The organism is Sulfurimonas sp. ST-25 (assembly GCF_048079205.1).
Classification (GTDB): domain Bacteria; phylum Campylobacterota; class Campylobacteria; order Campylobacterales; family Sulfurimonadaceae; genus Thiomicrolovo; species Thiomicrolovo sulfuroxydans.
The window spans coordinates 1,782,876-1,805,930 of sequence record NZ_CP182225.1 but is presented as its reverse complement, the minus strand read 5'-3'; the positions used below and the strand labels follow the sequence as shown (position 1 = coordinate 1,805,930).

The following is a 23,055-nucleotide window of genomic DNA, read 5'->3' as shown; positions in this document are numbered from 1 at the left end:
TGTTATGATGAAAAAGACATTTTTGTTACTGCTTTTGTCCTTCTCCGCCATTGCCGGCGAGATCAACATTGCCGTGGCGGCAAACGTCAGCTACGCCATCGATGAACTCAAGACGGTCTTCGCGAAGCACTACCCGGATACAAAGGTCCAGGTCACGCTGGGCAGCAGCGGGAAGCTGACGGCACAGATCAAGAACGGCGCCCCCTACGGGCTTTTCATGGCGGCGAACATGAAGTACCCCGCATCGCTCTATGCCGACGGCATCGCCGTGACCAAGCCGGTCGTTTACGCCCAGGGCGCCCTGGCGTATCTCAGCGCGAAACCGATGGATTTCTCCAAGGGGATCGCCCTGGTGGCGGACAACTCCGTGAGCAAGATCGCCATCGCCAACCCGAAAACGGCCCCCTACGGCACCGCCGCAGTCGAGGCGATGCAAAAAGGGGGCGTCTATGATGCCGCTGAAACGAAGTTCGTCTATGCCGAGTCGATCTCGCAGACGGTGACGTATGCCTTGACGGCGGCGGACGTCGGTTTCATCGCGAAATCTTCCCTTTACAGCCCGAAAATGGCACAATACAAGGAAAACGTTAACTGGACGAGTGTCGATCCGGCACTCTATACGCCGATCAAACAGGGGATTGTTTTGCTTAAATATGCGGGTGAGAGTGCGGAGTACAAAGCCTTTTACGACTTTATGCTGAGCGACGAAGCCAAGACGATCCTGCGCCACTACGGATACATCGTCGAGTGAACCGGATCGAAGCCTATATCACCAGGATCGAACGCCGGGACAACATCACCGTCGTCTCGTTTAACGCGGACGGTCAGCCTATGCGGATGATGGCCCTGGGGCTGACCAGTCCCATTGCCGTCGGCACGCGGGTGATCCTCGGGGCCAAGGCCTCCCATGTGGCCCTGGCCAAGCAGCTTGACGGGCACCTCTCCATCTCCAACCGCCTCGAAGCGGTGATCGAAACGGTTGAGACGGGGGCGCTGCTGTGCAGCGTAACGCTCCGTGTCGGCCCGGCACGGATGGAGAGCATCATCACCCGCGATTCCGCCGAGACGATGGCGCTGCATCAGGGCGACAGCGTCACGGCGCTGATCAAGGCAAGCGATCTCTCCATCCTGGAGATCGTTGAAAAAGGAGAGACATGAACCGGCTATCGGACCCGGAGCTCTGGGAGTACATCAGGGGGGATCTTCCCTATTTCGATCTGACGACGCAGCTGCTCGCACTGCCGCCGCAGCGGGCGACATTGAAGGTGTTGACGCGCGACGAGGTCGTCGCGGCCTGCACCGAAGAGGCGGTACGCATCGGCGAACTCCTGGGGTGCGAGGCGCAAAGCAGCTTCCCTTCGGGGAGCGTCGCGGCGCCCGGCAGCGTGCTGCTGGAGCTGCGCGGGGATCATGAGACGCTGCACAGCGCGTGGCGACTCTGCCAGATCCTGCTCGAATACGCCTGCGGCATGGCCACGCGCGCCCGGACGATGCTCTCAAGGGCGCATGCGGTCAACCCGCACTGCGAACTGCTTGTTACCCGCAAAAGTTTCCCCTTCGCCAAGCGCTTTTCCACCCGCGCCCTGATGTGCGGCGGGGCGATGCCGCACCGGCTCGGCCTCTCGGAGACGGTACTCGTTTTCGAACAGCACCGCGCACTCTACGAAGACAGCGCGGCGTTCGAGGCGGCGCTGCGGGAGCTCAAACAGCGCTGCGTCGAGAAGAAACTGACGGTGGAGTCCGAATCCCTCGACGATGCCAAGCGGATGCTCTCCCTGGGCGCGGACGTGATCCAGATGGATAAGTGCGGTCCCGAAACGCTGCAGGAGCTTGTGGCCTACAAACGCGAAAACCATCCCGGTGCGACCATCCTGGCCGCGGGGGGAATCAACCCGGCCAACGTGGCGGATTACGCCGCATCGGGCGTGGAGGGGGTCGTCACAAGCAGCCCCTACCAGGCGGGCATGGCCGACCTGACGGCGCGGTGGGAGACAGATGGAAGCGATTGATTTCGGCCCTTTTATCCTGTCGTTCAAACTGGCGGGTGTGACGACGTTCATCCTCTTTGTCGTGGCGCTGCCGGTCGCATGGTGGCTGTCGCAGACGGCGTGCCGCTGCAAGCCCTTTATTGAAGCCGTCACCTCCCTGCCGATTGTCCTGCCGCCGTCGGTGCTCGGGTTTTACATTCTCTACGCGCTTTCGTACAACTCGCCGCTGGGAGCCTTTTTCGAGCAGACCTTCGGCATCAAGCTCGTCTTCAATTTTACGGGGCTTGTCATTGCCAGCGTTTTTTACTCTTTTCCGTTTATGGTGCAGCCGCTGCAAAGCGGCTTCGAGGCGCTGAACAAGAACATGCTCGAAGCCTCCTACATCAGCGGGAAGGGAAAGGCGGAGACCCTGCTGCGCGTGGCGCTGCCCAACATCAAGCCGGCCTTGATTACGGCGCTTATTGTCACCTTCGCGCACACGGTCGGCGAGTTCGGGGTCGTCCTGATGGTCGGGGGCTCCATCCCCGGCGAAACCAAGGTCGCTTCGGTCGCCATCTACGAGATGGTCGAGGTGATGGATTACACCACGGCACATATCTACAGTGCGATCATGGTGGCGCTCAGCTTCGTGGTGCTGCTGGGGGTCTACCTCTTCAACCAGCGCCAGAACCGCCGGATCGGGGTGGCGTGATGATCGAACTGAACATCCATAAAATGCTGCAGGGCAGCAGCGGCGACATGCCGCTGGATATCGCGCTCTCCATCCGGGAAAAGAGTTTTGTGGCACTGGCGGGGCAGAGCGGGAGCGGGAAGACGACGCTGCTGCGGCTGCTGGCCGGCCTGGAGCGTGCGGAAGGGGAGATCAGCGTCGCCGGCGAGACGTGGCTGGGCAAAAAGACCATGCTGCCGCCGCAGAAACGGGGGATCGGCTTCGTCTTCCAGGACTATGCGCTTTTTCCGAATATGAGCGTCGAACAGAACCTGCTTTACGTCAACAACGACCGCGCCCATGCCGCCATCTTACTGGAGATGACGGGGTTGCTCGAGCTCAAAGAGCGTCTTCCGGGGACGCTCAGCGGCGGGCAGAAGCAGCGCGTTGCGCTCTGCCGCGCCCTGATGAACCGTCCGAAACTGCTGCTGATGGACGAGCCGCTCTCCGCACTGGACCCTGCCATGCGGCTGAAGCTGCAGCATGACATCCTTACCCTGCACAAGGCGTTCGGCACGACGACGGTGATGGTCAGCCACGATCCCAGCGAGATCTACCGTCTGGCGGAGCGGGTCGTGGTCCTTGAACACGGGCGTATCGTGCATGACGGGACCCCAGGCGAGGTGCTGCTGCGGACCAGCGGCAGCCAGAAGTTCACCCTGGAAGGTGAGCTGCTTGACATTATTCGCGCCGACGTCATCTACATCGCCGTCGTGGCCATCGGGCAGCAGATCGTCGAAGTCGTCTGCGACAAAGAGGAGGCGGCACAGTTCGAAGTCGGTCAAACCGTGCAGGTGAGCACCAAGGCCTTTGCCCCGACGATACAGCATGCGAGACAGGGGAGCGAGCGTCTCTGACGGCGGGTCGGATCGCTCCGTGAACACACCCCCGGACAAAGCACCGATTTTTTTGCTTCAATTTATACCTTTTTTCTAAACAGTTTGATTGAATTATAGGCATTTCTTCCGGCGTATCATTTATGGTGCCGATCCCAAGATTCAGGGATAAAGTGCCCTCACATTCCACTCACACTTCCCCATTACAATGCGCCATCACATATAAGGAGTTTTTATGATTAATGCGAGGCGCGAGTTTCTCGGTAAAGTGGCAAAAACGGGGGCAGTGCTCTTGGCAGGAGGCGCGACGGTGCTGCACGCAAACGGGAGTGCGAAGAGCGATACCGATCCGGTTTTGAGCGATGATCAGCGCGATACGCTGTTTTATATCTACCAAGAAGAGAAAGTGGCGCGCGACGTCTACATCACACTGGGGGAACGCTACCCGGAAGAGAGCACATTCGCATTGATCCAGCTCTCCGAGCAGAGCCATATCGAAGCCGTCGGAGCACTGTGTGTAAGCTATGGGATCGATATCTCCTATGTCGACCTTGACGCTGTCGGTGTGTTCGAGCTTCCGGCGCTGCAAAATCTCTACGACGCCTGTGTCGCGCAGGGGAATATCTCACGCTTGGAAGGGCTGAAAGTCGGCGAACTGATCGAGCTGACGGACCTGGACGATCTGGAATCGGCGGCCGCCGGGATGCCCGAGGATGTGGTGTCGGTCTTTGAAAACCTCAAAGAGGGGAGCGAAAGCCACCTCGATGCCTTCCGCCGGGCCATCGCCCGTCTCGAGGCCTAAAGCAAACCTCCTACAACACGCTCGTCCCGTCACATCATCTTGCATGTGAGGGGGCAAACGTGCTTCAAATTCCCTCAATAGGGGCGATCGAGAAAGTGCCCCCGAACCCTCCGTCCGTAGAGGCTCTCGAAGAGGACCGACAGAGCGATGAACCCCCCGAAGATTATGACGGCACGGCCGTTCTCCTCCCAGGTATGATAAAGCAGTATTGCCAGTGCGCATGCACTCAGCAGCAGGGCTGACAGGTGCAGAAAACGGTTGCCGCCGGTCGCCTCGGCCAGTTTCAGCGCCGCGGCGTTGACGAGGGCGAAGATCAGCAGAAAACCGGCGCTGCCGATGATGGCGATCTCGGTCAGGTCGAAGGTATTGGCGATCAGCAGTGCGGCGGCCATGGTGGCGAGAATGCCGATGAAAGGTTCGTTTCGCCGTTCCGCATCGAAGGCTTCGGGCAGACGGCCATCTTTGGCGAGGGTATAGCCCAGGCGGGCATTGCCGTAGATGGTGGCGTTGATGGCCGAGAAGGTCGCCAGCAGTGCGGCGACGGCGACGAGGATGAACCCTCCGTGTCCCAGTGCCGGTTGCGCCGCGACGGCCAGGGCGTAATCTTTGGCCTTTTCCAGCACCGCTTCGGGAACGGTGCTGACCGTCACCGCGGCGATGAGCACATAGAGGGCGATGACGATCAGGACGCTGAGTACGAAGGCGCGGGGAAGATTGCGCTTGGGGTCGGCAATGTCCTCGGAGGCGTTGGCGATGAGCTCGAACCCCTCATAGGCGACGAAAATGATCATTCCGGCGGAGACGATCGAGAAGAGGGGTCCCCAGTGGCGCGGCTCGAAAGGGGCCGCCTGGAGGTAGGGGAGACTGGAAACGATAATGACGGCGAGCAGCAGCATCTTTATCCCGACGATGAAGCTCTCCGAACGGCTGACGAAGGTGCTACTGACAAGGTTGATGGCCGTCGGCAGCACGATGGCCGCCGAGATCAGGATATGCCGCAGCAGCGGCGGACCGTCGGGAAAAAAGGTGTGGGCATAGGCGGCGAAGGCGACGGCGTAGAGGGCGATGGTGACAAGGTAGCTGAGCCAGAGCATGAGGTTGACGCTGCCCGAGGCGAGGGTGTTGCCGAACGCCTTGTCAATGTAGGTGACGGTTCCCCCGCGCCCGGGAAAGGCAACGGAGAGCCGTGCATAGGAGAGGGCGGTCAGCAGCGCGATGACACCGCCGAAGAGGAAGGCCAGCGGGGTGGCGCCGCGGGAGAGGGAGACTGCTTCGCCCAGTACGGCAAAGATCCCCCCGCCGACCATGCCGCCGATCCCGATGGCGACGGCGCCGACAAGACCGATACTTTTCCGGGACGTTTGCACTGTTGCCGCCTTGGGTTGGGATGTAGCTATGGTAACGCTTCCGCGGTTAACCTTTGGTTTGAAACGTCTGCGTCAGGTGCTGCCAAACAGTTTGAGCGACGGCACTTCGAGGGCGCTAAGCGTGCCGTAGAGATAGGGGCCTGTGTCGATGCGCGCCGCGTAATCGTAAAGCGTAGGCGTGCGAAAAGGGGTGTGTCCGAAGACGTTGTAGATGCCGGGGAGCGGCGCGGGGGGATCGCGGTTAATGAGGACGTCGCGGTTGAAGGCCTCACGGTCGCTTTGGCGCTTTGGCCAGATGCGTGACACGGAGGCGTGGGAGACGACGACCCGGCGGCCGGCCACGCTGCACCCCTCGAGCTCAAGGTAGTAAGGCAGCGTCTCCAGCCACGTAATATCGCGGAAAAAAGGGCGGAGCAGAGGGGTGCTTCCTTCCTGCCGTAACGAGGGATAGTCGTGCAGTCCGTACGAGGCGAGGGTCGCGTTGCCACCGTTTTGCATCCAGAGATGATAGGCATCGTTCGCTTCCCATCGCCGCCCGTTTTCGGGGCGCTGCGACAGCATGAACGTTTCGTGATTCCCCCGTACGCAGAAGTGTCCGCCTTCGCGTACAAAGGCGATGACCTTTGCCGAATCCGGCCCGCGGTCGATGAGGTCGCCGACGAAGACGAGCCGCGCTTCCTTCGGCAGTTGGGCGATGAGGCGCATCAGTTTGTCATAGTAGCCGTGGACGTCGCCGATGATGCAGTAGTGTAGCATTGGCGTGGGTGAGTGGTGCTGCCCCGGGAAAGGGGTCAGCGTACGCGTTTTTTCTTCTTCGGCTGCGGTTCGGGCTCGGGTGTGAGGTCGACGGCGTTCTCCATATTACCGGTACGGTACCGGATAATGAAGCGGATAGGGGTGTCCATGGGGGGAACGGGCATCTGCTTGTACCCCTCCATCACGACGAGTTCGCTGAGCCGGTCGATATTGCGTCGGCTGGCATGGTCAAGGACTCTGTAGCTGTCGGCAGTGCCGTCACTGCGCAGCATGAACTCCACGACGTTGCTGTCATGGATCTGCTGTGCACCGACCGTCTGGATCGCCTGGGCCTTCATAAGGCTGAGGATTTGGGTCTGGTTGTCCAGAATGTAATTCATCTGGTTTTTTGTCAGGGGAACCCCCATATAAAGGGCCTTGATATTCTGTCTGACATCGATCTCGGCCAACAGGGAAGCGGCGATCAGTGAGAGGATAAGGACGTATTTCATGCAAGCACTCCTTTGGCGCGAAACGTACCGCCTGATGAAAATCGGTATTTCCCATTGTTACAGGTGTTTTCTTATGTTTATGTAAATCCTGTGCGGATTTGGCAATAAAACACCTATTTGAAAGAGAGGCATAGCAAAGGAGACGATACCGAAGCCTACACACCCTCTTTCGATGGGATGACAATAATTATATCAATTTTATTGATGCATAAAAGACGATGCATGCGGGCGAAAGGCATTTTAATGGATATTCTGTCATCCTATGTCTATGAAGTGTATCTTTTGCCACCTGCCTGAAAACACGATCGTCGACGGGAACGACCTCGCGTTTGCTTTTTACGATAAATACCCGGTCACGCGATTGCACACGCTGATCATCCCGAAGCGCCACGTCGCGGACTATTTTGAACTGACGCAGGAGGAGATCGCCGCTATGCACGATCTTCTTCAGCACCAAAAAGCGCGCCTGCTTGCGTTAGATGAGACGATCAGTGGGTTCAACATCGGCATCAACGTCGGCGCCGACGCCGGCCAGACGATCTTTCATGTCCATATGCACCTGATCCCGCGCCGCCGGGGGGACATGGATGACCCCAAGGGCGGGGTTCGCGGCGTGATCCCCCGAAAACGGAAGTACTGACCGGCCACGCGCGTTTACATCAAAAACAGCCTGCGGGAATTTCTCAGTAATTAAATTACTCTTAAGAAAATGGCTCCTATACTTAAAGCACACAACACAAGGTGTGCCATATGACAAAGAGCGTACCGGACACGAAAAGAGTGAAACTGCTGGAAATGGCCGCGCAGATGTTGGAGCGTGAGGGTTTTCAGCAGTTCAAAGTAGCGGAGCTGGCCAAAGCCGGATCCGTTTCCATCAGTACTGTTTATGCGATGTTCGGTTCGAAAGAGGGCATATACCTTGCCTACATCGAAGCGAAAATCGCAATGCTCTTTGAAGGGATTGACCGTTTAAACGCGGACGATCCTGTCCTACAGTTGCAGCATTATGCCTCCATGATCTTCGAGATGGTGCAGCAGGGCAGACTTGTATTGGAAGAGGGGGTACGAAACAACCCGCTTTTTTTCAGTGCCCTTGGGAACGAGTTCCCGCAGAGTGCGCAAAAACTCTATGCTTTCCTGGCGTCATGTTTTTCAAAAATCAATCCAAACCTTGACCAACGGGCGGCCCAACTGTGCGCCTATGCCTTCAACGGACAGCTGCACGGTTACCTGCAATTCTGGGTGGTAGCAGGCGGAGACCCGCAGGCACTCGCCGAGCAGTTGTGCGATACCTTCATCTGCCAGACGAGAGGGTCTTACACGGACGCACAGCATAAAACCGCTGACAAAAAAAGGGGGATCAGATGACAACCGGATGTAGACGTTGGGGCGCAGTGGCGCTGCTTCTGTTTCCCGTTTTGGCTTCCGCCCTCAATGTGGGCATCGTCGCGGACCGTTACGATGAAGCATTTGCCCGGGACCGGGCGGCACTGGTGACGGAAGTGAAACAGCTCGCCCCTAACCCGTCAGAACTCCTTTTCCCGGAGACAATGCAGATGGAAGGAGGGGGCGACACTGCCCGTACCGCTGCCGCGATCGAACGCCTGCAAAAGGATTCGAAGGTCGACATGATCGTCCTCCTGGGTACGCTGGCGGGGGAGGTCGCCCTCTCAAAGGGTGCCATGCAAAAGCCGACGGTGATCCCCTTTGCGGAAGGTGCCGGCCTGCGGGGGATCGCACCGGAAGGGGACGGGAGCGGTGTCCGCAACGTCAACTTTGTCCTGGGCCATAGCACGTTCGGTGCGGCACTGGAGCGCTACCGCGAAATCGTACCGTTCGAGCAGGCATCGCTGCTGGTCGATGCACGTGTCCTTGCGCTCTTCCCGGAAATGGCGGCGCGTGCCGCGGAGCGGGCGGAAGCACAGGGGGTCAGGCTCGCGGTGCTGCCGGTGGCCGCCGATGGGAGCTACAGTCTCGCCGAAGGAAGCGGGGCGGTGCTGCTTGGGGAGATGTCGGGGCTCGCTGCGGCAGCACGCACGGCGCTGATGGATGACCTCCGCCGGGAGAAGCTTCCCGTGTTCTCGCTCGGTTTCGAACCCGGGGTGGGGTCGGGCGTGCTGGCCGATCTCTTCGTCCCCGATGAACGCCTGCGGCGTCTGCGTCGCAGTGCCCTGAATATCGTGGCGATCGCCGGGGGAGGGGCGGCGGAGCGCCAGAGCGTCGCTTTCGAAGCGCAGAGCGTGCTGCGCATCGATATGGCGGTCGCGCGCGCCATGCAGATCTCGCCGCCCTTCCGTGTCCTGGCACAGGCGCGCCTGCTGCATGAGTCGGCCGATGACGGCAAAGCGATGGACCTGGTCAGCGCAGCGGAGACGGCGCTCAAGCAGAACCTCTATGTGATCGCCGGCAAACTGGGGGTTCGGGAAGGGGAAGAGAGCATAGATGAGGTACGTTCGGTCCTGTTGCCCCAATTGAGTGCCGAGCTGCTCTACACCCAGCGCAACGGCGACAACGTCTACGTCGAAGGGGGGTTCTACGCCGAGAAGAGTACGGACGGTACGTTAAAGCTGCAACAGATCCTCTTCTCGGAGAGGGCGCTGGCCAGGCTGGCGGTGCAACAATCGCTGCAGGAAGGGCGCAGGGCGCAGCAGCGCGGGCTGGAACTGGAGGTGGTCCGACAGGCGACCACGGCGTTTTTGCAGACGCACGTAGCCACAACACTGCTCGATATCCGCCGGGAGAACGAGCGGCTGATGCAGGCCAACCTTGCGATGGCAAGACAGCGTGTCGATGCGGGGATGACGGACCTCTCCGACGTCTACCAGTGGGAGAGCGAGATCGCGGTGGCGACACAGGCGCGGTTGCGGGCCGAGGCCGATGTTGCCAGGGCGTATGAACAGCTCAACCGTATCCTGCACCGGCCCATCACCGACAGGTACGCATTGACAGAAGTGACCCTGGAAGATCCTGCCCTCGTGATCAGCGATAGCGGTCTGCTCGGACGTATCAGTAACGCCGTGTCGTTCGAACGGCTAAACGCGTTTTATGTCGCCGAGGCACAGAAGGTTTCGCCGGACCTGGATGCGGTCGAAGCGCAGCTTTCGGCGCAGCGCCGGCAATACCGTTCCGATCGGCGGGCCTACTGGTCCCCGGATATCGCGCTGTACGGCGAAGTGACCCATGTCTTCGACGAGACCCGTACGCCGGGTGCGGCGTTCAGCCTGGAGGATGAGACCAACTGGATGGCGGGGGTGTCGCTCTCCCTGCCGCTGTTCGAGGGCGGGGGGCGCAGCGCCCGTGCCGCACGCTCAGACTTGGGGGTCAGACGGCTGGAAGCGGACCGCCTCGAGCGGCTGTCGGCACTGGAACAGCGGATCCGGGGGGACCTGCATACGCTGCGTGCCGCGTACCCGGCGATAGCACTGGCGCAGTCGGCGGCCGGAAGCGCACGCAAAAGCTACAACCTTGTGCGGGAGAATTACGCCCTGGGGAACCGGACGCTGGCGGACCTGCTTGTCGCGCAGAATGCGGCCCTCTCCGCCGATTTCGGTGCGGTGAACACCCGCTACCGTTTCCTCGTCGATCTGATGCAGCTGCAGTATGACGGCGGGCGTTTCGATTTTTTCATGAACCCGGAGGCGCGCAGAGATTTTATCACCAGACTGCGTCATGCGCTCGTAACCCCGGAAGCGTACCCGCTCAAAAAGGAAACCTATGAATAACCCATTTTTCAAACGTGCGGGCATCGTTCTGCTGCTGGCCGCTGCGGCCGGTGCCCTCTATTTCATACTGCTCCGGTTAGAAGGGCCTTCCCTGCCGGAGACGATCGCGATGGGTAACGGGCGCATCGAGGCGACGATGGTCGATATTGAAACGAAACTGCCCGGAAGGCTTGACGAGATCACCGTACACGAGGGGGACATGGTCAAAAAAGGGGACCTGATGGCGGTGATGGACACCGACGAGCTTGATGCCCGTTACGCCCAGGCCCTGGCGCAGGTACGCCAGGCGGAGCAGCAGCGCAAACTCGCACTCTCCGTGGTCAAGCAGCGTGAGAGTGAACGGACCCTTGCGCGCAAAAACCTTGAACGCTCCAAGAATCTCTATGTTAACAAGAACATCCCGCTGGTACAGCTGCAGCAGCACGAGTCGGCCCTGAACGTTACCGAAGCTGCCCTGGAGGCGGCGCGTGCGCAGGTCGTCAGTGCGGAAGCCGCCATTGATGCGGCGCGGGCGCAGGCGGATACGATCAAGGCAAACCTCGAAGAGAGCCGGCTCTACGCGCCCATCGACGGACGGGTCCTCTACAGGCTCCGCGAACCCGGGGAGATCATCGGCGGTGGCGGAAAGGTGCTGACACTGCTGGATCTGACCGACGTCTATATGACGATTTTCCTGCCGACGGCTCAGGCGGGGCGCATCGACGTCGGCAGCGAGGCGCGGATCATCCTGGATGCGCGTCCCGATGTCACGATCCCGGCGACGGTGACCTTCGTCTCCCCGCAGGCGCAGTTCACTCCCAAAGAGATCGAAACGCAGAGCGAGCGCGAAAAGCTGATGTTCCGGATCAAGGTGAAAGTCGACGAAGCCCTGCTGCGCCGCTATCTTGAGCGGGTCAAGATCGGACTGCCGGGGAGCGCCTATGTCCGCATGGACGCGCAGACACCGTGGCCCGAGCGCCTGAACCGCCTGCCGGGGGATGATCCGACGCCATGAACAGTGTGGTCACCCTTGCAGAAATCTCCCACCGCTACGGCAAGACTCAGGCGCTCGAAGGCGTCAACCTGGAGATTCCGGCAGGCAAGATGGTGGGCTTTATCGGCCCCGACGGCGTGGGAAAATCGACGCTGCTCGGGCTGATCTCCGGGGTCCGGCGCATCGAAGCGGGGCGCGTGGAGGTGTTCGGGGGTGACATGGCCGATGCACGCTACCGCGCATCGGTCTGCCCGCGCATCGCCTACATGCCGCAGGGCCTCGGCAAGAACCTCTATATGTCCCTGTCGGTGTATGAAAACGTCGAGTTCTTCGGCCGCCTGTTCGCCCAGGGACGTGCGGAGCGCGAAGCGCGGATCACGGAGCTGCTGGAGAGCACGGGACTGGCCCCGTTCAAAGCGCGGCCGGCCGGGAAGCTTTCGGGCGGGATGAAGCAGAAACTTGGGCTCTGCTGCGCTCTGATCCACGACCCGGACCTGCTGATCCTCGACGAACCGACGACGGGGGTTGACCCGCTGTCGCGGCGGCAGTTCTGGGAGCTGATCGAACGCATCCGCTCCCACAGGGAGGGGATGAGCGTGGTTATCGCCACGGCTTATATGGAGGAGGCGGAACGCTTCGACTGGCTGGTGGCGATGGACGAAGGGCATGTGCTGGCCACCGGGACCCCCGATGCCTTGCGGAAGCAGACCGGTACGGAGACGCTCGACGAAGCGTTTATCCGCCTGCTGCCCGAACACAAACGCCGGGGGCATGAAACCCTCGTCGTCCCCCCGGGTAACTTTGCGGACGCGGAAGATGCCATCGCCGCGGAGGGGCTGACGATGCGTTTTGGCGATTTTACGGCGGTGGACCGTGTCAGTTTCCGGATCAAACGCGGCGAGATTTTCGGTTTCCTCGGTTCCAACGGCTGCGGGAAGACGACGACGATGAAGATGCTGACCGGACTGCTGCACCCCAGCGAAGGGGAGGCGTGGCTCTTCGGGGTCCGGAGTGAAAGCCACGATCTGGAGACCCGCAAAAAGGTCGGCTACATGACCCAGGCCTTCTCGCTCTACGCGGAGCTGACAGTGCGGCAGAACCTTGTGCTGCATGCCGAGCTTTTCCATCTGCCCGCGCAGGAGGTTGAGCCGAGGGTCAATGAGATGATCGAACGCTTCAAGCTCGAAGCCTACGAGCACAGCTACCCCGACGGGATGCCGCTCGGCATCAGGCAGCGCCTCTCCCTTGCCGTCGCCGTCGTGCACCGGCCGCAGATGCTCATTCTCGACGAGCCGACCTCGGGCGTCGACCCCGTGTCGCGCGACAGCTTCTGGGAGCTGCTGATTGACCTAGCGCGTCACGACGGTGTCACGATCTTTATCTCCACCCACTTCATGAACGAGGGCGAGCGCTGCGACCGTATTTCGCTGATGCATCAGGGGAGGGTCCTGGCCAGTGATACGCCGGCATCACTCATCCGCTCCCGGGGGAAGACGGGCCTTGAAGAGGCCTTTATTGATTACCTCGAAGAGGCGATCGGGGAGGGGGAGAAGGGGCAGAGCGCTGTGGAGCCGACGCCGGAGCCGCACCGTGTGAGGACGCCTAACCGTTTCTTCAGCCCGATGCGCCTTTTCGGCTACAGTTACCGCGAAACGCTTGAGCTGCTGCGCGACCCGGTCCGGCTCACTTTCGCCGTGTTCGGGACTGTGCTGCTGATGCTCACTTTGGGGTTCGGGATCACAATGGACGTCGAGGACCTCCATTTCGCCGTGCTTGACCGGGATCAGAGCCCCCAGAGCCGCGACTACGTCCAGAGCCTGGCGGGGTCGCGCTATTTTCTCGAGCGGCCGCCGCTGCATTCGCAGGCGGACCTGGACCGGCGCATGCGCAGCGGGGAGGTCGCCGTCGCTCTCGAGATTCCCCCGGGCTTCGGCAGGGATGTGACGCGGGGACAGCAGACGCAGATCGGTGTCTGGATCGACGGCGCGATGCCGTTCCGCGCCGAAACGATCCTTGGCTACATCCGCGGGATGCACTACAACTACCTGACGGAGCTGACACGCCGGACGCTGGGCTATGTCCCCGCGCTGTCGCCCGTCGACATCGAGATGCGCTACCGCTATAACCAGGACTTCAAAAGTATCTTCGCGATGGTGCCTGCGATCATCCCGATCCTGCTGGTCTTCATTCCGTCGATCCTGATGGCACTGAGCGTTGTGCGGGAGAAGGAGCTGGGTTCCATCACCAACTTCTACGCCACCCCGGTCACGCGCCTTGAGTTCCTGCTGGGTAAGCAGCTCCCCTACATCGCGGTGAGCATGGTCGGTTTTTTCGGATTGGTCATGATCGCCGTCCTGCTGTTCGGGGTCCCGCTCAAAGGGAGCCTGATGACATTGAGCCTTGGAGCGCTGCTTTTTGTGACGATCACGACGGGCCTCGGGCTGCTCATGTCCGCGTTTACCCGGACCCAGGTCGCCGCTCTGGCGGCGACGGCCATTCTGACGCTGCTGCCGACTATCAGCTTCTCGGGGCTCAGCGAACCCGTCAGCTCGCTTGAAGGGGCGGGGCGTGTCATCGGTGAGATCTACCCGGCAACCTACTTCATCAACATCAGCCGCGGCGTCTTCAGCAAGGCGCTCACCCTCAGTGACCTCTCCCGCGACTTCGCGGCCCTGGCGGCGGCGGTCGTCATCATCACGCTGCTGAGCATCGCGGCGTTGAAGCAGCAGGAGCAATAGATGAAAAAGCATCTTGCGAACATCTACCTTTTGGGCATCAAGGAGCTTCGCAGCCTGCTGCGGGACAAGATGATGCTTTTCCTGATCATCTACTCTTTTACCTTCGCCATCTATGTCAAGGCGACCTCCACCTCGACGGAGCTGGTCAATGTGCCCGTGGCCTTCGTCGACGCGGACCGTTCGGCCCTCTCCATGCGGATCATGGACGCCTTCTACCTGCCCCGGTTCCTTCCGCCGGACCTGATCAGTGCCAAAGCGGCCGACGCCGGGATGGAAGAGGGACGCTACACCTTTATTATCACGGTACCCCCCTCGTTCGAGAAGGAGCTGCTCCAGGGGAGGCATCCGACGCTCCAGGTCAACATCGACGCGACGCGGATGTCCCAGGCCGGCATCGGGGCCGGCTACATCCAGCAGATGGTCAACGACGAAGTCCGGGAGTTCCTCTACGGTCAAAGGACATCGGCAGCGCTGCCGGTGGAAGTCGTCACGCGCATGAAGTACAACCCCACGCTCGACAGCATCCGTTTCGGCAGCATCATGGAGGTGATCGGGCAGATATCGCTGCTCTCCATCATGCTCGCAGGAGCGGCGCTGATCCGCGAGCGGGAACACGGCACGCTGGAACACCTGATGGTCATGCCGCTGAATGCGGCGGAAATCATGCTCTCGAAGGTGTGGTCGATGGGCCTTGTCGTGCTTGCCGGTGTCACGTTCTCGATCGAGATCGTCGTGCAGAGAATTCTTTCCGTCCCCGTCGAGGGGTCGCTGACGCTCTTTTTGTTCGGATCGTTGCTGATGCTGTTTTCGACGACGTCGATGGGGATCTTTATGGGAACGGTCGCCCGGACGATGCCGCAGCTGGGGCTGATCATCATTCTTACGATCCTGCCGCTGCAGATCCTCTCGGGAGGGGTGACTCCCTTTGAAAGCATGCCGCAGGGGCTGCAGAACGTCATGCTGCTGATGCCGACGAGCCACTTCGTCAGCATGGCGCAGGCGGTGCTCTATCGCGGCGCCGGTATTGACATCGTCTGGCCGGAGCTGCTTGCCATCAGCGGGATCGGCGTCGTCTTTTTCCTGCTGGGGCTCTTTTTCTTCCGCCGCAGCCTGGCCAGCGCTTCATGAGGGTGCCGGTGCGGATACTCATCTGGCTGCTGTCGGCGGGACTGCTTCTGCCGCTTTTTGCAGAGAGCTGGTCGTTTTCGATCGACAACGACATGATCTTCGGGTCGGACGACAAATACACCGGCGGTTTCCAGGTCGGCTGGATGAGCGATGCACTGGATGCAAGTGAAAAGGGGAGTTTTCAGTACGGCTACGTCAAGGGGATGCGCGATCTTCTGAGGGCCGTTTACCCGTTTGACCTCTCCGAAATGAAGCAAAACGGGGCCATCAGTCTCCAGGGGATCGCCATTACGCCTGAAGATACGAATGAGACCGAACCCGTCTACGATGACGTTCCCTATATGGGGTCGACGGCCCTGACAGCGTCGCTGTTTATCTGGAATGAGCATATCTTCCACGAGGTGCTGATGACGCTGGGGGTCATGGGGCCCTCTTCGGGGGCGGAAGTCGTGCAGAAGGGTTTGCACCGGTTGTTACGGATCGATGAACCGCAGGGGTGGGACAATCAGGTGCCGGCCCGGCTGCTGTTCCAGGCCGGCTATGTGATGGGAACGCGCCAATACTCTGTCCGTGTCGCAGAACGTTACACCTTCGAGTGGTTCAACAGCCTCTCTGTCAATGCGGGGAGCAGCTATGTCGGAGCGGGCGGGGGCACGGCCGTGCGTATTGGGGAGAATGCTCCCAAAAACTTTGTCACGATCAGTGGGATCGTCAACCGTTCGCTTGCCCACCAGCTTAACCTGGAAACACGAAGGAGGACGTGGGGATGGAGCGTCAACCTCGCTCTTTTCGCCGATGTGATCGGCTATTTTTACATGCATGAGTACGCCAAACAGCACGGGTATGATTTCGAGATGCCGACGACGATTATCACGGGGCTGCTGGGATTCGATCTCTATTACAATAGGCTGCGGGCTTCGCTGGAGCTCTACCCCAGCCGTCCGATCGGGCAGTATGTCCGCTCCAACTATTTCGGGCGTTTGAACCTGGTGCTACAGGTACCGTAAGATGGCATCGTAGTTATTTTGCCACGATGCCCCGCAGCAGCCGCCCGAGAATGTCCGCCCCGGTGATAATGCGCCGTTCGGTTCCCCAGACTAGGATAATGTCCTGGTCGATGACGTCGTCTTCCATATGCTCCGGATCGACCTGCAGACCCGGCAGAATGTAACCGAGTGTCGTTTCCATATTGGTGATGATTGTCGGGCGGTGGCAGTGCTCCATGGGGTCGAAGGTGTCGAATTCGAAGAGGGCGGCGTTGATAAAGCCGTCGGCATCCATGACGAGGCGGGGGTTGTCACGCATGTCTGTCAGGATGATCCATGACTTGTGGGGTCTCTGGACCCGGCGCAAGAAGGGGTCTTTGGACGAGGAGGCGATTTCGGGGAACTGCGGCACGCTGCCCTCGAACTTGAGGGGAATGATGCTTAGCGGTTCGATGGGTTCGCCCTCTTCGCCGACTTTAAGGTCGTCCATGGCGAGGAAATTCAGTGCGCCGACCCCTTCGGTCCGCGTGATCTCGGAATCGCGTTCCTGGATATGCAGTTTGAGCATCTCCTCGATCTCGTTTTCGCGCAGGAACTGCACCGCCTCCCGTCCCAGCCAGAGGTCGAGCATCTTGGCAGAGGGTTTGGCCAACGGCCAGAGGAGCAGCTGGTAAAAGCGCAGCAGGGGGGTCAGTGTGGAGGCCATTTTAAGGGCGTTTCGGGAGAAATAAGCCTGGGGGATGATCTCGCCGAAGAGGGTGATGACGAAGGTCGAAAAGACAAAGGCGATGATGCCGGCCATCACGGAATTGGAAAGTAGGGTCAGCAGAACGTTGATGCCGACATTGCCCCAGAGGATCGTCGTCAGCAGAAAGTTCGGGTCTTCGCGCATGGCGTAGACCTTTGCCGCGGCAGCATCGCCTTTGGACATATCGATATGCAGTCGCATTTTGCTGATGCTGAAAAAAGCGAGGTTGAGCCCGGAGAACATCGCCGACTGCGTGATGCAGAAGGCGATACCGAGCCAGTTGAGCAGGTCCAAAGATGTAATCTCCATACGCAATTTTACTATGGAGGGCTTAAGTGCACCTCGGGTTCCTGTCGAAACGCACGGAGACGTTGCCCTGCATGGGAGAGGAGAAATTTTGCAGTTAATAGCGACTCCGTAGGCAGCTTGTCTCAGTCACTGCTTAACTGCGTATCTTTGATCTCTTCTTCGCATAGTTTGTTGTCAACAACTGTCAAGTGGGGTCTTCCGGCGATAAATCCGATACCGACCTCTCCTTTGATGCAGTACATTTTGTTCGGTTCAATATCAATCGTGACGGAGCTTTTGGCTTCTGTTTTGGCCCAGAACTCTTTTTCGCCCGGTTGACTGGTGTATTGGAAATAGCCGCCGTTTCTCAACGTGCCGATCACTTTGTCATTGCCATCCTGATCAGTCACATGGATATCATAATAGATACCGCCTCCTATAAAACTTGACGGGCGGTATATGTAGACAAGTCCCATGTCTTTTTCAGGCTTTTCGATTTTCGAAAAGGTCGGCCCTTTTGCGCCGCATCCGGACATGATGATTGCTGTACCCAGTGCCAGCAAGGTGGTAGTGGTAAGTTTAAATCGCATGATTACAGTTCTCCTTTTGTTAGACTTACTCTGACTTGCAAATCGATATTTTTTTTGACTTCATCCAGACATTTTTTTCTGTCTTCGGATAGGTTGGTGTTTTTAAAGAGGTTTCTGGTGCTTTTGGCGACACAGACAGCCTTGAAGGAGATCGTCGTTGCATTGGCATCGATCACATCGAGCTTCCCCTGTACGACAACGTCGGAATCACTGAGGGGAAACCCGACCAGTACCAGAGGATTGAACAGATTTAATGCATCGTAATCGATGTCCCCGTTTACATAGGTGACCTCATAATCGTAATGAAGCACACGCGTGGAATCCGGATCTGATTTGAGAGAAGACGGCAGATAATCCCTGTTCGTTTTTGCGTAGTCGATTCTGCCCTCAAGGTAGGCGGTGGCGTCAGTCTTGATGGTTTCTATTTTTGGTTCTGTAAGATATTTGGATGAACATCCCGCCAGTCCGAAAAACAATATGAAGACTATAGGCAGCGCGCTGATTTTCATGCAGATCTTCCTCCCCTCCGGCAGCCGGAGTGTTTTTAAGAAAATAAAATAGTTATCAACTGTTCAGAGTGTATCGCATGATTTATTAAAATAATTTATCAGTATGGGGTCGGCAATCCGGACAGTATTGTCTTTTGTATATGTATTCAAGAGGAGAGACTTTTTATTGCAGCATTTGACAGATGGGTGTCAACAGCTTAGAATAGAGCGGATTCAACGTAAGGATGCAGGTGATGAAAACGTTATGGGGACTCGTATGTATTTTAACGCTGTTCGGAGGCTGTTCCGATCAGAAAACGGAAGGTGACAAGAGCGATCATATGCTTCGGCAGGAGATCGACGTGATGCATGACGCACAAAGCGTTACGCAGACGATGAACGCGAAAACGAAAGAACAGGAGCAGCAGGCTGACGCTTTGGCCGGCCACTGAACTGGCTGATTGGGCAGGGCACCCTTTGGGAGTGAAACAATGGACGGTGCCATTTTCGCTCAGAAAAAGAGCGGGTACTAGAAGTCGTCGTCTCCGAACTCTTTCTCCAGCTCCCTCTGGTACGCTTCTTCTTTCTCTTTGATCAATTGCGATTCCGTCAAAACGGCTTCATGAAGAAACTCGCCGAAGAAGGTCTTGGGCTCCTCGTAGGCCAAAAAGGCGTAGGTGCCCACCAGGAAGCCGACGACGGTCAGGGCCGCGATCACCTTTTGGACCGGGTTGAACTTCTGGATCGGCTCTTTGATACGGAGCTCGCAGGTGCCGCCCGGACAGTGGACCGGGTCAATGCGCGTGAGCAGCTTGTAGATCATACAGCCGACGCAGATGGAGAAGGCGCTCTCCAGGAACATCAGCGACGCGCAGAGGACACAGATAAGTACTTTGTAGAAGGTGATGTCCCAGTTGATGACGAACCACCAGACCATCGGCAGGGAGATCAGCCAGCCCAGCGTCCACGCAAAGCGCTTCTGCAGTCCGCCGACATATTCCGGTTTCTGGTTCTGCACGACAAACTTGCCCAGCAGCAGGGAAGGGACGTATTTCGGACTGATCATTCTCAGCGTAAAATCTATAAATAAAAAGGCCAAATAGATTCTCGCTGCCATGATGTGGTTGAAGCCTATCCCGACGAAGATGATAATGGTCCCGAGGATTCCAAGGATCCCCGCCGCGGCTCTGGCTTCTCTTTCATTGACGACTCTGACGTCGTACCCGGGTACTTTTTCTCCATAATCCCATAAAAAACTCTGAAGGTTCAAAAAACTTCCTTTGGATGCGTGAGTGTATGTGCAAGCATTCCCTGTTTCTATAAACATCGTATGAACAAGGGATCCACGCTTTTGCATTGTGATAAAGTTTTGATGCGGGACGAATTATAACAAATTTTGAAAAGAGTGGGCTTCGAAAAATATGTTTTTTTCTTTATTCATTAGCTTTGTAATGAGCTCGTCTGATTTGACAAGGATGCGCTCGAAGCTTTCAGACTCCAATATTAAATACAGTATATATTATTTATAGTTGTAAGATATTTATATACATGTCAAAAATTAAGTGATATGTAACCTCTATGAATGTAGTATAGGCGATATTAAATATTGGGATATAACAATTAAAAACTATATTTTATCTATTCTTGTAGGTACTTTGGCCCTGGGCCTTGGCGGTTGCGGTTCTTCTGGCTCTTCTGGTAATTTTGGCGTCGGTGACATCAACGTCACCTTTGCAGATCTGAATGCTACGGGCGTGATGGGATATCACATTAATGTCGATCTTGATTTTGCTCTGGATACCTATGACGCCTCAAATATCGATTATTACTTCTGTACGGATGCAGTTGGAAGCTATGATTATCATGCGTATACACAAGATCGTGCTTACGGTTCCGAACTGCTTACGGTTCCGAACTGCTTGTCGATGACCCCGATTACGATTATGGTTACTTGACATATTCGATGCAGAGCGGCATTCTGGAGTTCACATCTGATGCAACTACGGGACTTTCATATGATGTTAATTCATCTACAGAAACCTTTAAAGTAGATGCTTCATACAATATCGATCTCTTTTCAGAGGCTGTACTTGTGACTTCAGGCACAGTGTATATCAACAGTATTTCTAACTTCGATTGTTCTGTAGCAGCTCCTGTTCTAGTGTTACAGTAATATATAGTCAAAACTCTCTAGGAGGGTTTTGGCGCTACGCTCTTTTTTACTCTCCAAGATACTCATCCCTGCTTCAGATGCCTTGATTGTTTCGCGATTGTAAATTGAACGTAAGAGCAGCGATTACGCAGGGGAGCTCATGCTGTTTTGTGTGCCGATGTTTTCAAAACGGCGTCAGAAGAGATGGGGTAGGAACATTTTGACAGAAATCATCGAGTGCTTGTGGAAATCGTACTATACTTGTTGCATAGGACAGCAAGGAGACGAGGGATGAGTGACAGTGACACAAAGATGATGATTACGGAGCGGTTTGAACTTAAAGAGCAGATCTGCGGCGCGCTGCGGCAGCGCAAACCGGAGTTCGGCTTTGGCGGTTTTGGGGAAACGACGTACTACCGAACTTACAGTCGGAAAATGGAGGACGGATCGCAGGAGCATTGGGCCGATACCGTCATCCGGGTGACGAACGGGGTGATGTCCGTCCGAAAACACCATTATGCGCTGAGCAGGCTGCATTGGGACGAAGGGTATTGGCAGTCGTACGCTGCCGAAATGGCCGAGGCGATGTTCGAGATGAAATGGCTGCCGCCGGGGCGGGGGCTCTGGGCGATGGGCACGGAGTATGTTTACACCCGGGGCGCCGCGGCGCTCAACAACTGTGGCGCGGTCGACACCGCCGACCTCGCCACCGCCGCGGACTGGACGATGGACATGCTGATGTGCGGCGTCGGGGTCGGTTTCAACACCGCATGGAAGGGGCGGGGTACGGCCGTGCCGGACAAATCGCGCCCGGTACCTTTTGTCATTCCAGACAGCAGGGAAGGGTGGGTCGCATCGGTAAGGCTGCTGATCGAAAGCTACACCAGGGGCGGGGCGTGGTTCACATTCGACTACGATATGATCCGGCCCGCGGGGGCGCCTATCAGGGGCTTCGGCGGTACTGCTTCGGGACCGGAGCCGCTCAAGACGCTTCACCGAAGGATAGAGAGCTATCTGGACGCTTTTTGCGCCGGAGAAACGGATGCGACGCGCTGCACCGCCGATATCTTCAATGCCATCGGCGCCTGTGTCGTGGCCGGCAATGTGCGCCGCAGTGCCGAGATCGCCCTGGGGTCGGCGGAGGATGAGAGCTTTCTCTCCCTGAAAGATTATGAACGTTTCCCCGAACGTGCCGAGATCGGCTGGATGTCAAACAACACCGTTGTGCTGAAAAAGACGGAAGATTTTGCGAAACTCCCCATCATCGCAAAACACATTATCGCCAACGGCGAACCGGGCATCATGAACCTGATCAACGTGCAAAAATACGGGCGCTACGGCAGAGAGTCCGAAGACCGGGCGTGGCTGGCAAACCCCTGCAGCGAGATACCGCTCGAGAGTTACGAGCTGTGCAACCTGGCCGAGGTCTTTCCGTCGCGATGCGCGGGGGAAGACGACTTCTATAGGGTACTGGAGTACGCCACGTTTTACGCTTCAACGGTCGCGCTGCTGCCGACGCATCGCCCCGAAACAAACGCGATCGTGGTCCGCAACCGGCGCATTGGGGTCAGTCTTTCGGGCATGGCGGACATGCTGGACCAGCTGGGGGCGACCGAATTGACAAGGCGGCTGCGCAGGGGCTACAAGGTGGTGCGCTCGGCAAACCGCAAACTGGCGTCTGAAGCCGGCGTACCGCCCTCCATCCGGGTGACGACGATCAAGCCCTCGGGGACGATCTCGCAGCTGGCGGGCGTGAGCTCCGGGATGCACTTCCCGACGTTCCAATACGCTTTGCGGCGGATGCGCGTCGGCAATGATACCGCGGTCTGCCGTCTGCTCAAGGCGGCGGGCGTTGCGCATGAACCCGACGTCTACAGCGAGAACACGACCGTTTTCGCGTTTCCGATCGACCAGGGAAAAACTCGAAAGGCGACCGAGGTTTCCGCCTGGGAGCAGTTCGCTTTCCTCGCCATGATACAGCGCGAATGGAGCGACAACATGGTCAGCTGCACCGTCTATTTCGATCCCGAAACAGAGGGGCACCAGGTCGAGCACATGCTCGCGCAGTTCGCCCCGGTGATCAAATCGGTTTCCATGCTGCCGCACTCCGAGAGCGGGGCCTACAAGCAGATGCCCTACGAAGGGATCTCCCGGGAAACCTACGAAGAGAAGCTTGCCGCCATGCCGCATATCGACTGGAACAAGTTTGCGGACAGCGACGGGATCGAAAGCCGTTTTTGTTCAAACGATACCTGCGAGCTGTGAGCGGATGAATTTTTCTAACAGCATGGTG

The 23,055-nt window shown here is 58.0% G+C and carries 23 protein-coding genes; 16 read left to right on the top strand and 7 right to left on the bottom strand.

The features are described 5' to 3' along the window. Positions 1 to 7 precede the first annotated feature (7 nt). The 6 genes from modA to ACM66T_RS09305 all read left to right on the top strand — a co-directional run bounded on the left by modA (position 8) and on the right by ACM66T_RS09305 (position 4,335). On the top strand, positions 8 to 751 hold the full coding sequence (modA, locus tag ACM66T_RS09330; protein WP_416768928.1) for a molybdate ABC transporter substrate-binding protein: 744 nt from the start codon (positions 8 to 10) through the stop codon (positions 749 to 751). Beyond that, the gene (locus tag ACM66T_RS09325; protein WP_416768453.1) at positions 748 to 1,158 is read left to right on the top strand and encodes a TOBE domain-containing protein; all 411 of its coding nucleotides are present in this window, start codon (positions 748 to 750) and stop codon (positions 1,156 to 1,158) included. The genes modA and ACM66T_RS09325 overlap by 4 nt, the downstream gene beginning before the upstream one ends. Further along, positions 1,155 to 2,009: a ModD protein gene (gene modD / locus ACM66T_RS09320; RefSeq protein WP_231018696.1), complete on the top strand. Its 855-nt coding sequence runs from the start codon at positions 1,155 to 1,157 to the stop codon at positions 2,007 to 2,009. The genes ACM66T_RS09325 and modD overlap by 4 nt, the downstream gene beginning before the upstream one ends. Continuing rightward, complete coding sequence (gene modB, locus ACM66T_RS09315; protein WP_231018694.1) at positions 1,996 to 2,679, top strand: molybdate ABC transporter permease subunit; 684 nt, start codon at positions 1,996 to 1,998, stop codon at positions 2,677 to 2,679. The genes modD and modB overlap by 14 nt, the downstream gene beginning before the upstream one ends. After that, positions 2,679 to 3,554, top strand: coding sequence for an ABC transporter ATP-binding protein (locus ACM66T_RS09310; protein ID WP_231018692.1), 876 nt, complete (start codon positions 2,679 to 2,681; stop codon positions 3,552 to 3,554). Before modB ends, ACM66T_RS09310 begins: the two co-directional genes overlap by 1 nt. A gap of 214 nt (positions 3,555 to 3,768) precedes the next feature. After that, entirely contained in the window at positions 3,769 to 4,335 is a 567-nt protein-coding gene (locus ACM66T_RS09305; RefSeq protein ID WP_231018690.1) for a DUF2202 domain-containing protein, read from the top strand. A 74-nt stretch (positions 4,336 to 4,409) separates the two neighbouring features. Here the strand turns inward: ACM66T_RS09305 and ACM66T_RS09300 are convergent, their stop codons facing one another. The 3 genes from ACM66T_RS09300 to ACM66T_RS09290 form a co-directional block, all read right to left on the bottom strand. Continuing rightward, positions 4,410 to 5,702 (bottom strand): APC family permease, encoded by a 1,293-nt coding sequence (locus ACM66T_RS09300; RefSeq protein WP_416768449.1) that lies wholly within the window; start codon positions 5,700 to 5,702, stop codon positions 4,410 to 4,412. Between the two features lie 72 nt (positions 5,703 to 5,774). Further along, positions 5,775 to 6,458, bottom strand: a complete 684-nt coding sequence (locus ACM66T_RS09295; protein WP_231018686.1) for a metallophosphoesterase — start codon at positions 6,456 to 6,458, stop codon at positions 5,775 to 5,777. 35 nt (positions 6,459 to 6,493) lie between these two features. Beyond that, positions 6,494 to 6,949 (bottom strand): hypothetical protein, encoded by a 456-nt coding sequence (locus ACM66T_RS09290; protein ID WP_231018684.1) that lies wholly within the window; start codon positions 6,947 to 6,949, stop codon positions 6,494 to 6,496. Positions 6,950 to 7,217: 268 nt separating this feature from the next. On the opposite strand from ACM66T_RS09290, the gene ACM66T_RS09285 reads away from it, so the two are divergent. The 7 genes from ACM66T_RS09285 to ACM66T_RS09255 all read left to right on the top strand — a co-directional run bounded on the left by ACM66T_RS09285 (position 7,218) and on the right by ACM66T_RS09255 (position 16,517). Next, the gene (locus ACM66T_RS09285) at positions 7,218 to 7,589 is read left to right on the top strand and encodes an HIT family protein (protein WP_231018682.1); all 372 of its coding nucleotides are present in this window, start codon (positions 7,218 to 7,220) and stop codon (positions 7,587 to 7,589) included. A 110-nt stretch (positions 7,590 to 7,699) separates the two neighbouring features. Next, a complete protein-coding gene (locus ACM66T_RS09280) occupies positions 7,700 to 8,317 on the top strand; it encodes a TetR/AcrR family transcriptional regulator (protein ID WP_231018680.1) in 618 nt (205 codons plus the stop codon). Next, positions 8,314 to 10,671, top strand: coding sequence for a TolC family protein (locus ACM66T_RS09275; RefSeq protein WP_231018678.1), 2,358 nt, complete (start codon positions 8,314 to 8,316; stop codon positions 10,669 to 10,671). Before ACM66T_RS09280 ends, ACM66T_RS09275 begins: the two co-directional genes overlap by 4 nt. Next, positions 10,664 to 11,665 carry an HlyD family secretion protein gene (locus tag ACM66T_RS09270; protein ID WP_231018677.1) on the top strand — a complete coding sequence of 334 codons (1,002 nt, stop codon included), beginning with the start codon at positions 10,664 to 10,666 and terminating at the stop codon, positions 11,663 to 11,665. Before ACM66T_RS09275 ends, ACM66T_RS09270 begins: the two co-directional genes overlap by 8 nt. Beyond that, a complete protein-coding gene (gene rbbA / locus ACM66T_RS09265; protein WP_416768445.1) occupies positions 11,662 to 14,382 on the top strand; it encodes a ribosome-associated ATPase/putative transporter RbbA in 2,721 nt (906 codons plus the stop codon). The genes ACM66T_RS09270 and rbbA overlap by 4 nt, the downstream gene beginning before the upstream one ends. Further along, positions 14,383 to 15,510 (top strand): ABC transporter permease, encoded by a 1,128-nt coding sequence (locus ACM66T_RS09260; RefSeq protein ID WP_416768443.1) that lies wholly within the window; start codon positions 14,383 to 14,385, stop codon positions 15,508 to 15,510. 8 nt (positions 15,511 to 15,518) lie between these two features. Beyond that, entirely contained in the window at positions 15,519 to 16,517 is a 999-nt protein-coding gene (locus tag ACM66T_RS09255) for a lipid A deacylase LpxR family protein (RefSeq protein ID WP_416768441.1), read from the top strand. A gap of 13 nt (positions 16,518 to 16,530) precedes the next feature. Here the strand turns inward: ACM66T_RS09255 and ACM66T_RS09250 are convergent, their stop codons facing one another. From ACM66T_RS09250 to ACM66T_RS09240, 3 genes are all read right to left on the bottom strand, one after another. Then, complete coding sequence (locus ACM66T_RS09250) at positions 16,531 to 17,553, bottom strand: DUF21 domain-containing protein (RefSeq protein ID WP_231018658.1); 1,023 nt, start codon at positions 17,551 to 17,553, stop codon at positions 16,531 to 16,533. A gap of 122 nt (positions 17,554 to 17,675) precedes the next feature. Next, positions 17,676 to 18,122, bottom strand: a complete 447-nt coding sequence (locus tag ACM66T_RS09245) for a DUF2846 domain-containing protein (RefSeq protein ID WP_231018656.1) — start codon at positions 18,120 to 18,122, stop codon at positions 17,676 to 17,678. A 2-nt stretch (positions 18,123 to 18,124) separates the two neighbouring features. After that, positions 18,125 to 18,631: a hypothetical protein gene (locus ACM66T_RS09240; RefSeq protein WP_231018654.1), complete on the bottom strand. Its 507-nt coding sequence runs from the start codon at positions 18,629 to 18,631 to the stop codon at positions 18,125 to 18,127. A 233-nt stretch (positions 18,632 to 18,864) separates the two neighbouring features. Between ACM66T_RS09240 and ACM66T_RS09235 the strand changes: the two genes are divergently transcribed. Then, positions 18,865 to 19,062 carry a hypothetical protein gene (locus tag ACM66T_RS09235; RefSeq protein ID WP_231018652.1) on the top strand — a complete coding sequence of 66 codons (198 nt, stop codon included), beginning with the start codon at positions 18,865 to 18,867 and terminating at the stop codon, positions 19,060 to 19,062. A 77-nt stretch (positions 19,063 to 19,139) separates the two neighbouring features. Here the strand turns inward: ACM66T_RS09235 and ACM66T_RS09230 are convergent, their stop codons facing one another. Further along, positions 19,140 to 19,880, bottom strand: a complete 741-nt coding sequence (locus tag ACM66T_RS09230) for a DUF4395 domain-containing protein (protein ID WP_231018650.1) — start codon at positions 19,878 to 19,880, stop codon at positions 19,140 to 19,142. Between the two features lie 292 nt (positions 19,881 to 20,172). Here ACM66T_RS09230 and ACM66T_RS09225 point away from each other — a divergent pair, with 292 nt between their 5' ends. Continuing rightward, positions 20,173 to 20,565: a hypothetical protein gene (locus ACM66T_RS09225; protein ID WP_231018648.1), complete on the top strand. Its 393-nt coding sequence runs from the start codon at positions 20,173 to 20,175 to the stop codon at positions 20,563 to 20,565. Between the two features lie 488 nt (positions 20,566 to 21,053). Beyond that, on the top strand, positions 21,054 to 23,027 hold the full coding sequence (locus ACM66T_RS09220; protein WP_231018646.1) for a fused protease/ribonucleoside-triphosphate reductase: 1,974 nt from the start codon (positions 21,054 to 21,056) through the stop codon (positions 23,025 to 23,027). The last annotated feature ends 28 nt before the right edge of the window (positions 23,028 to 23,055 follow it).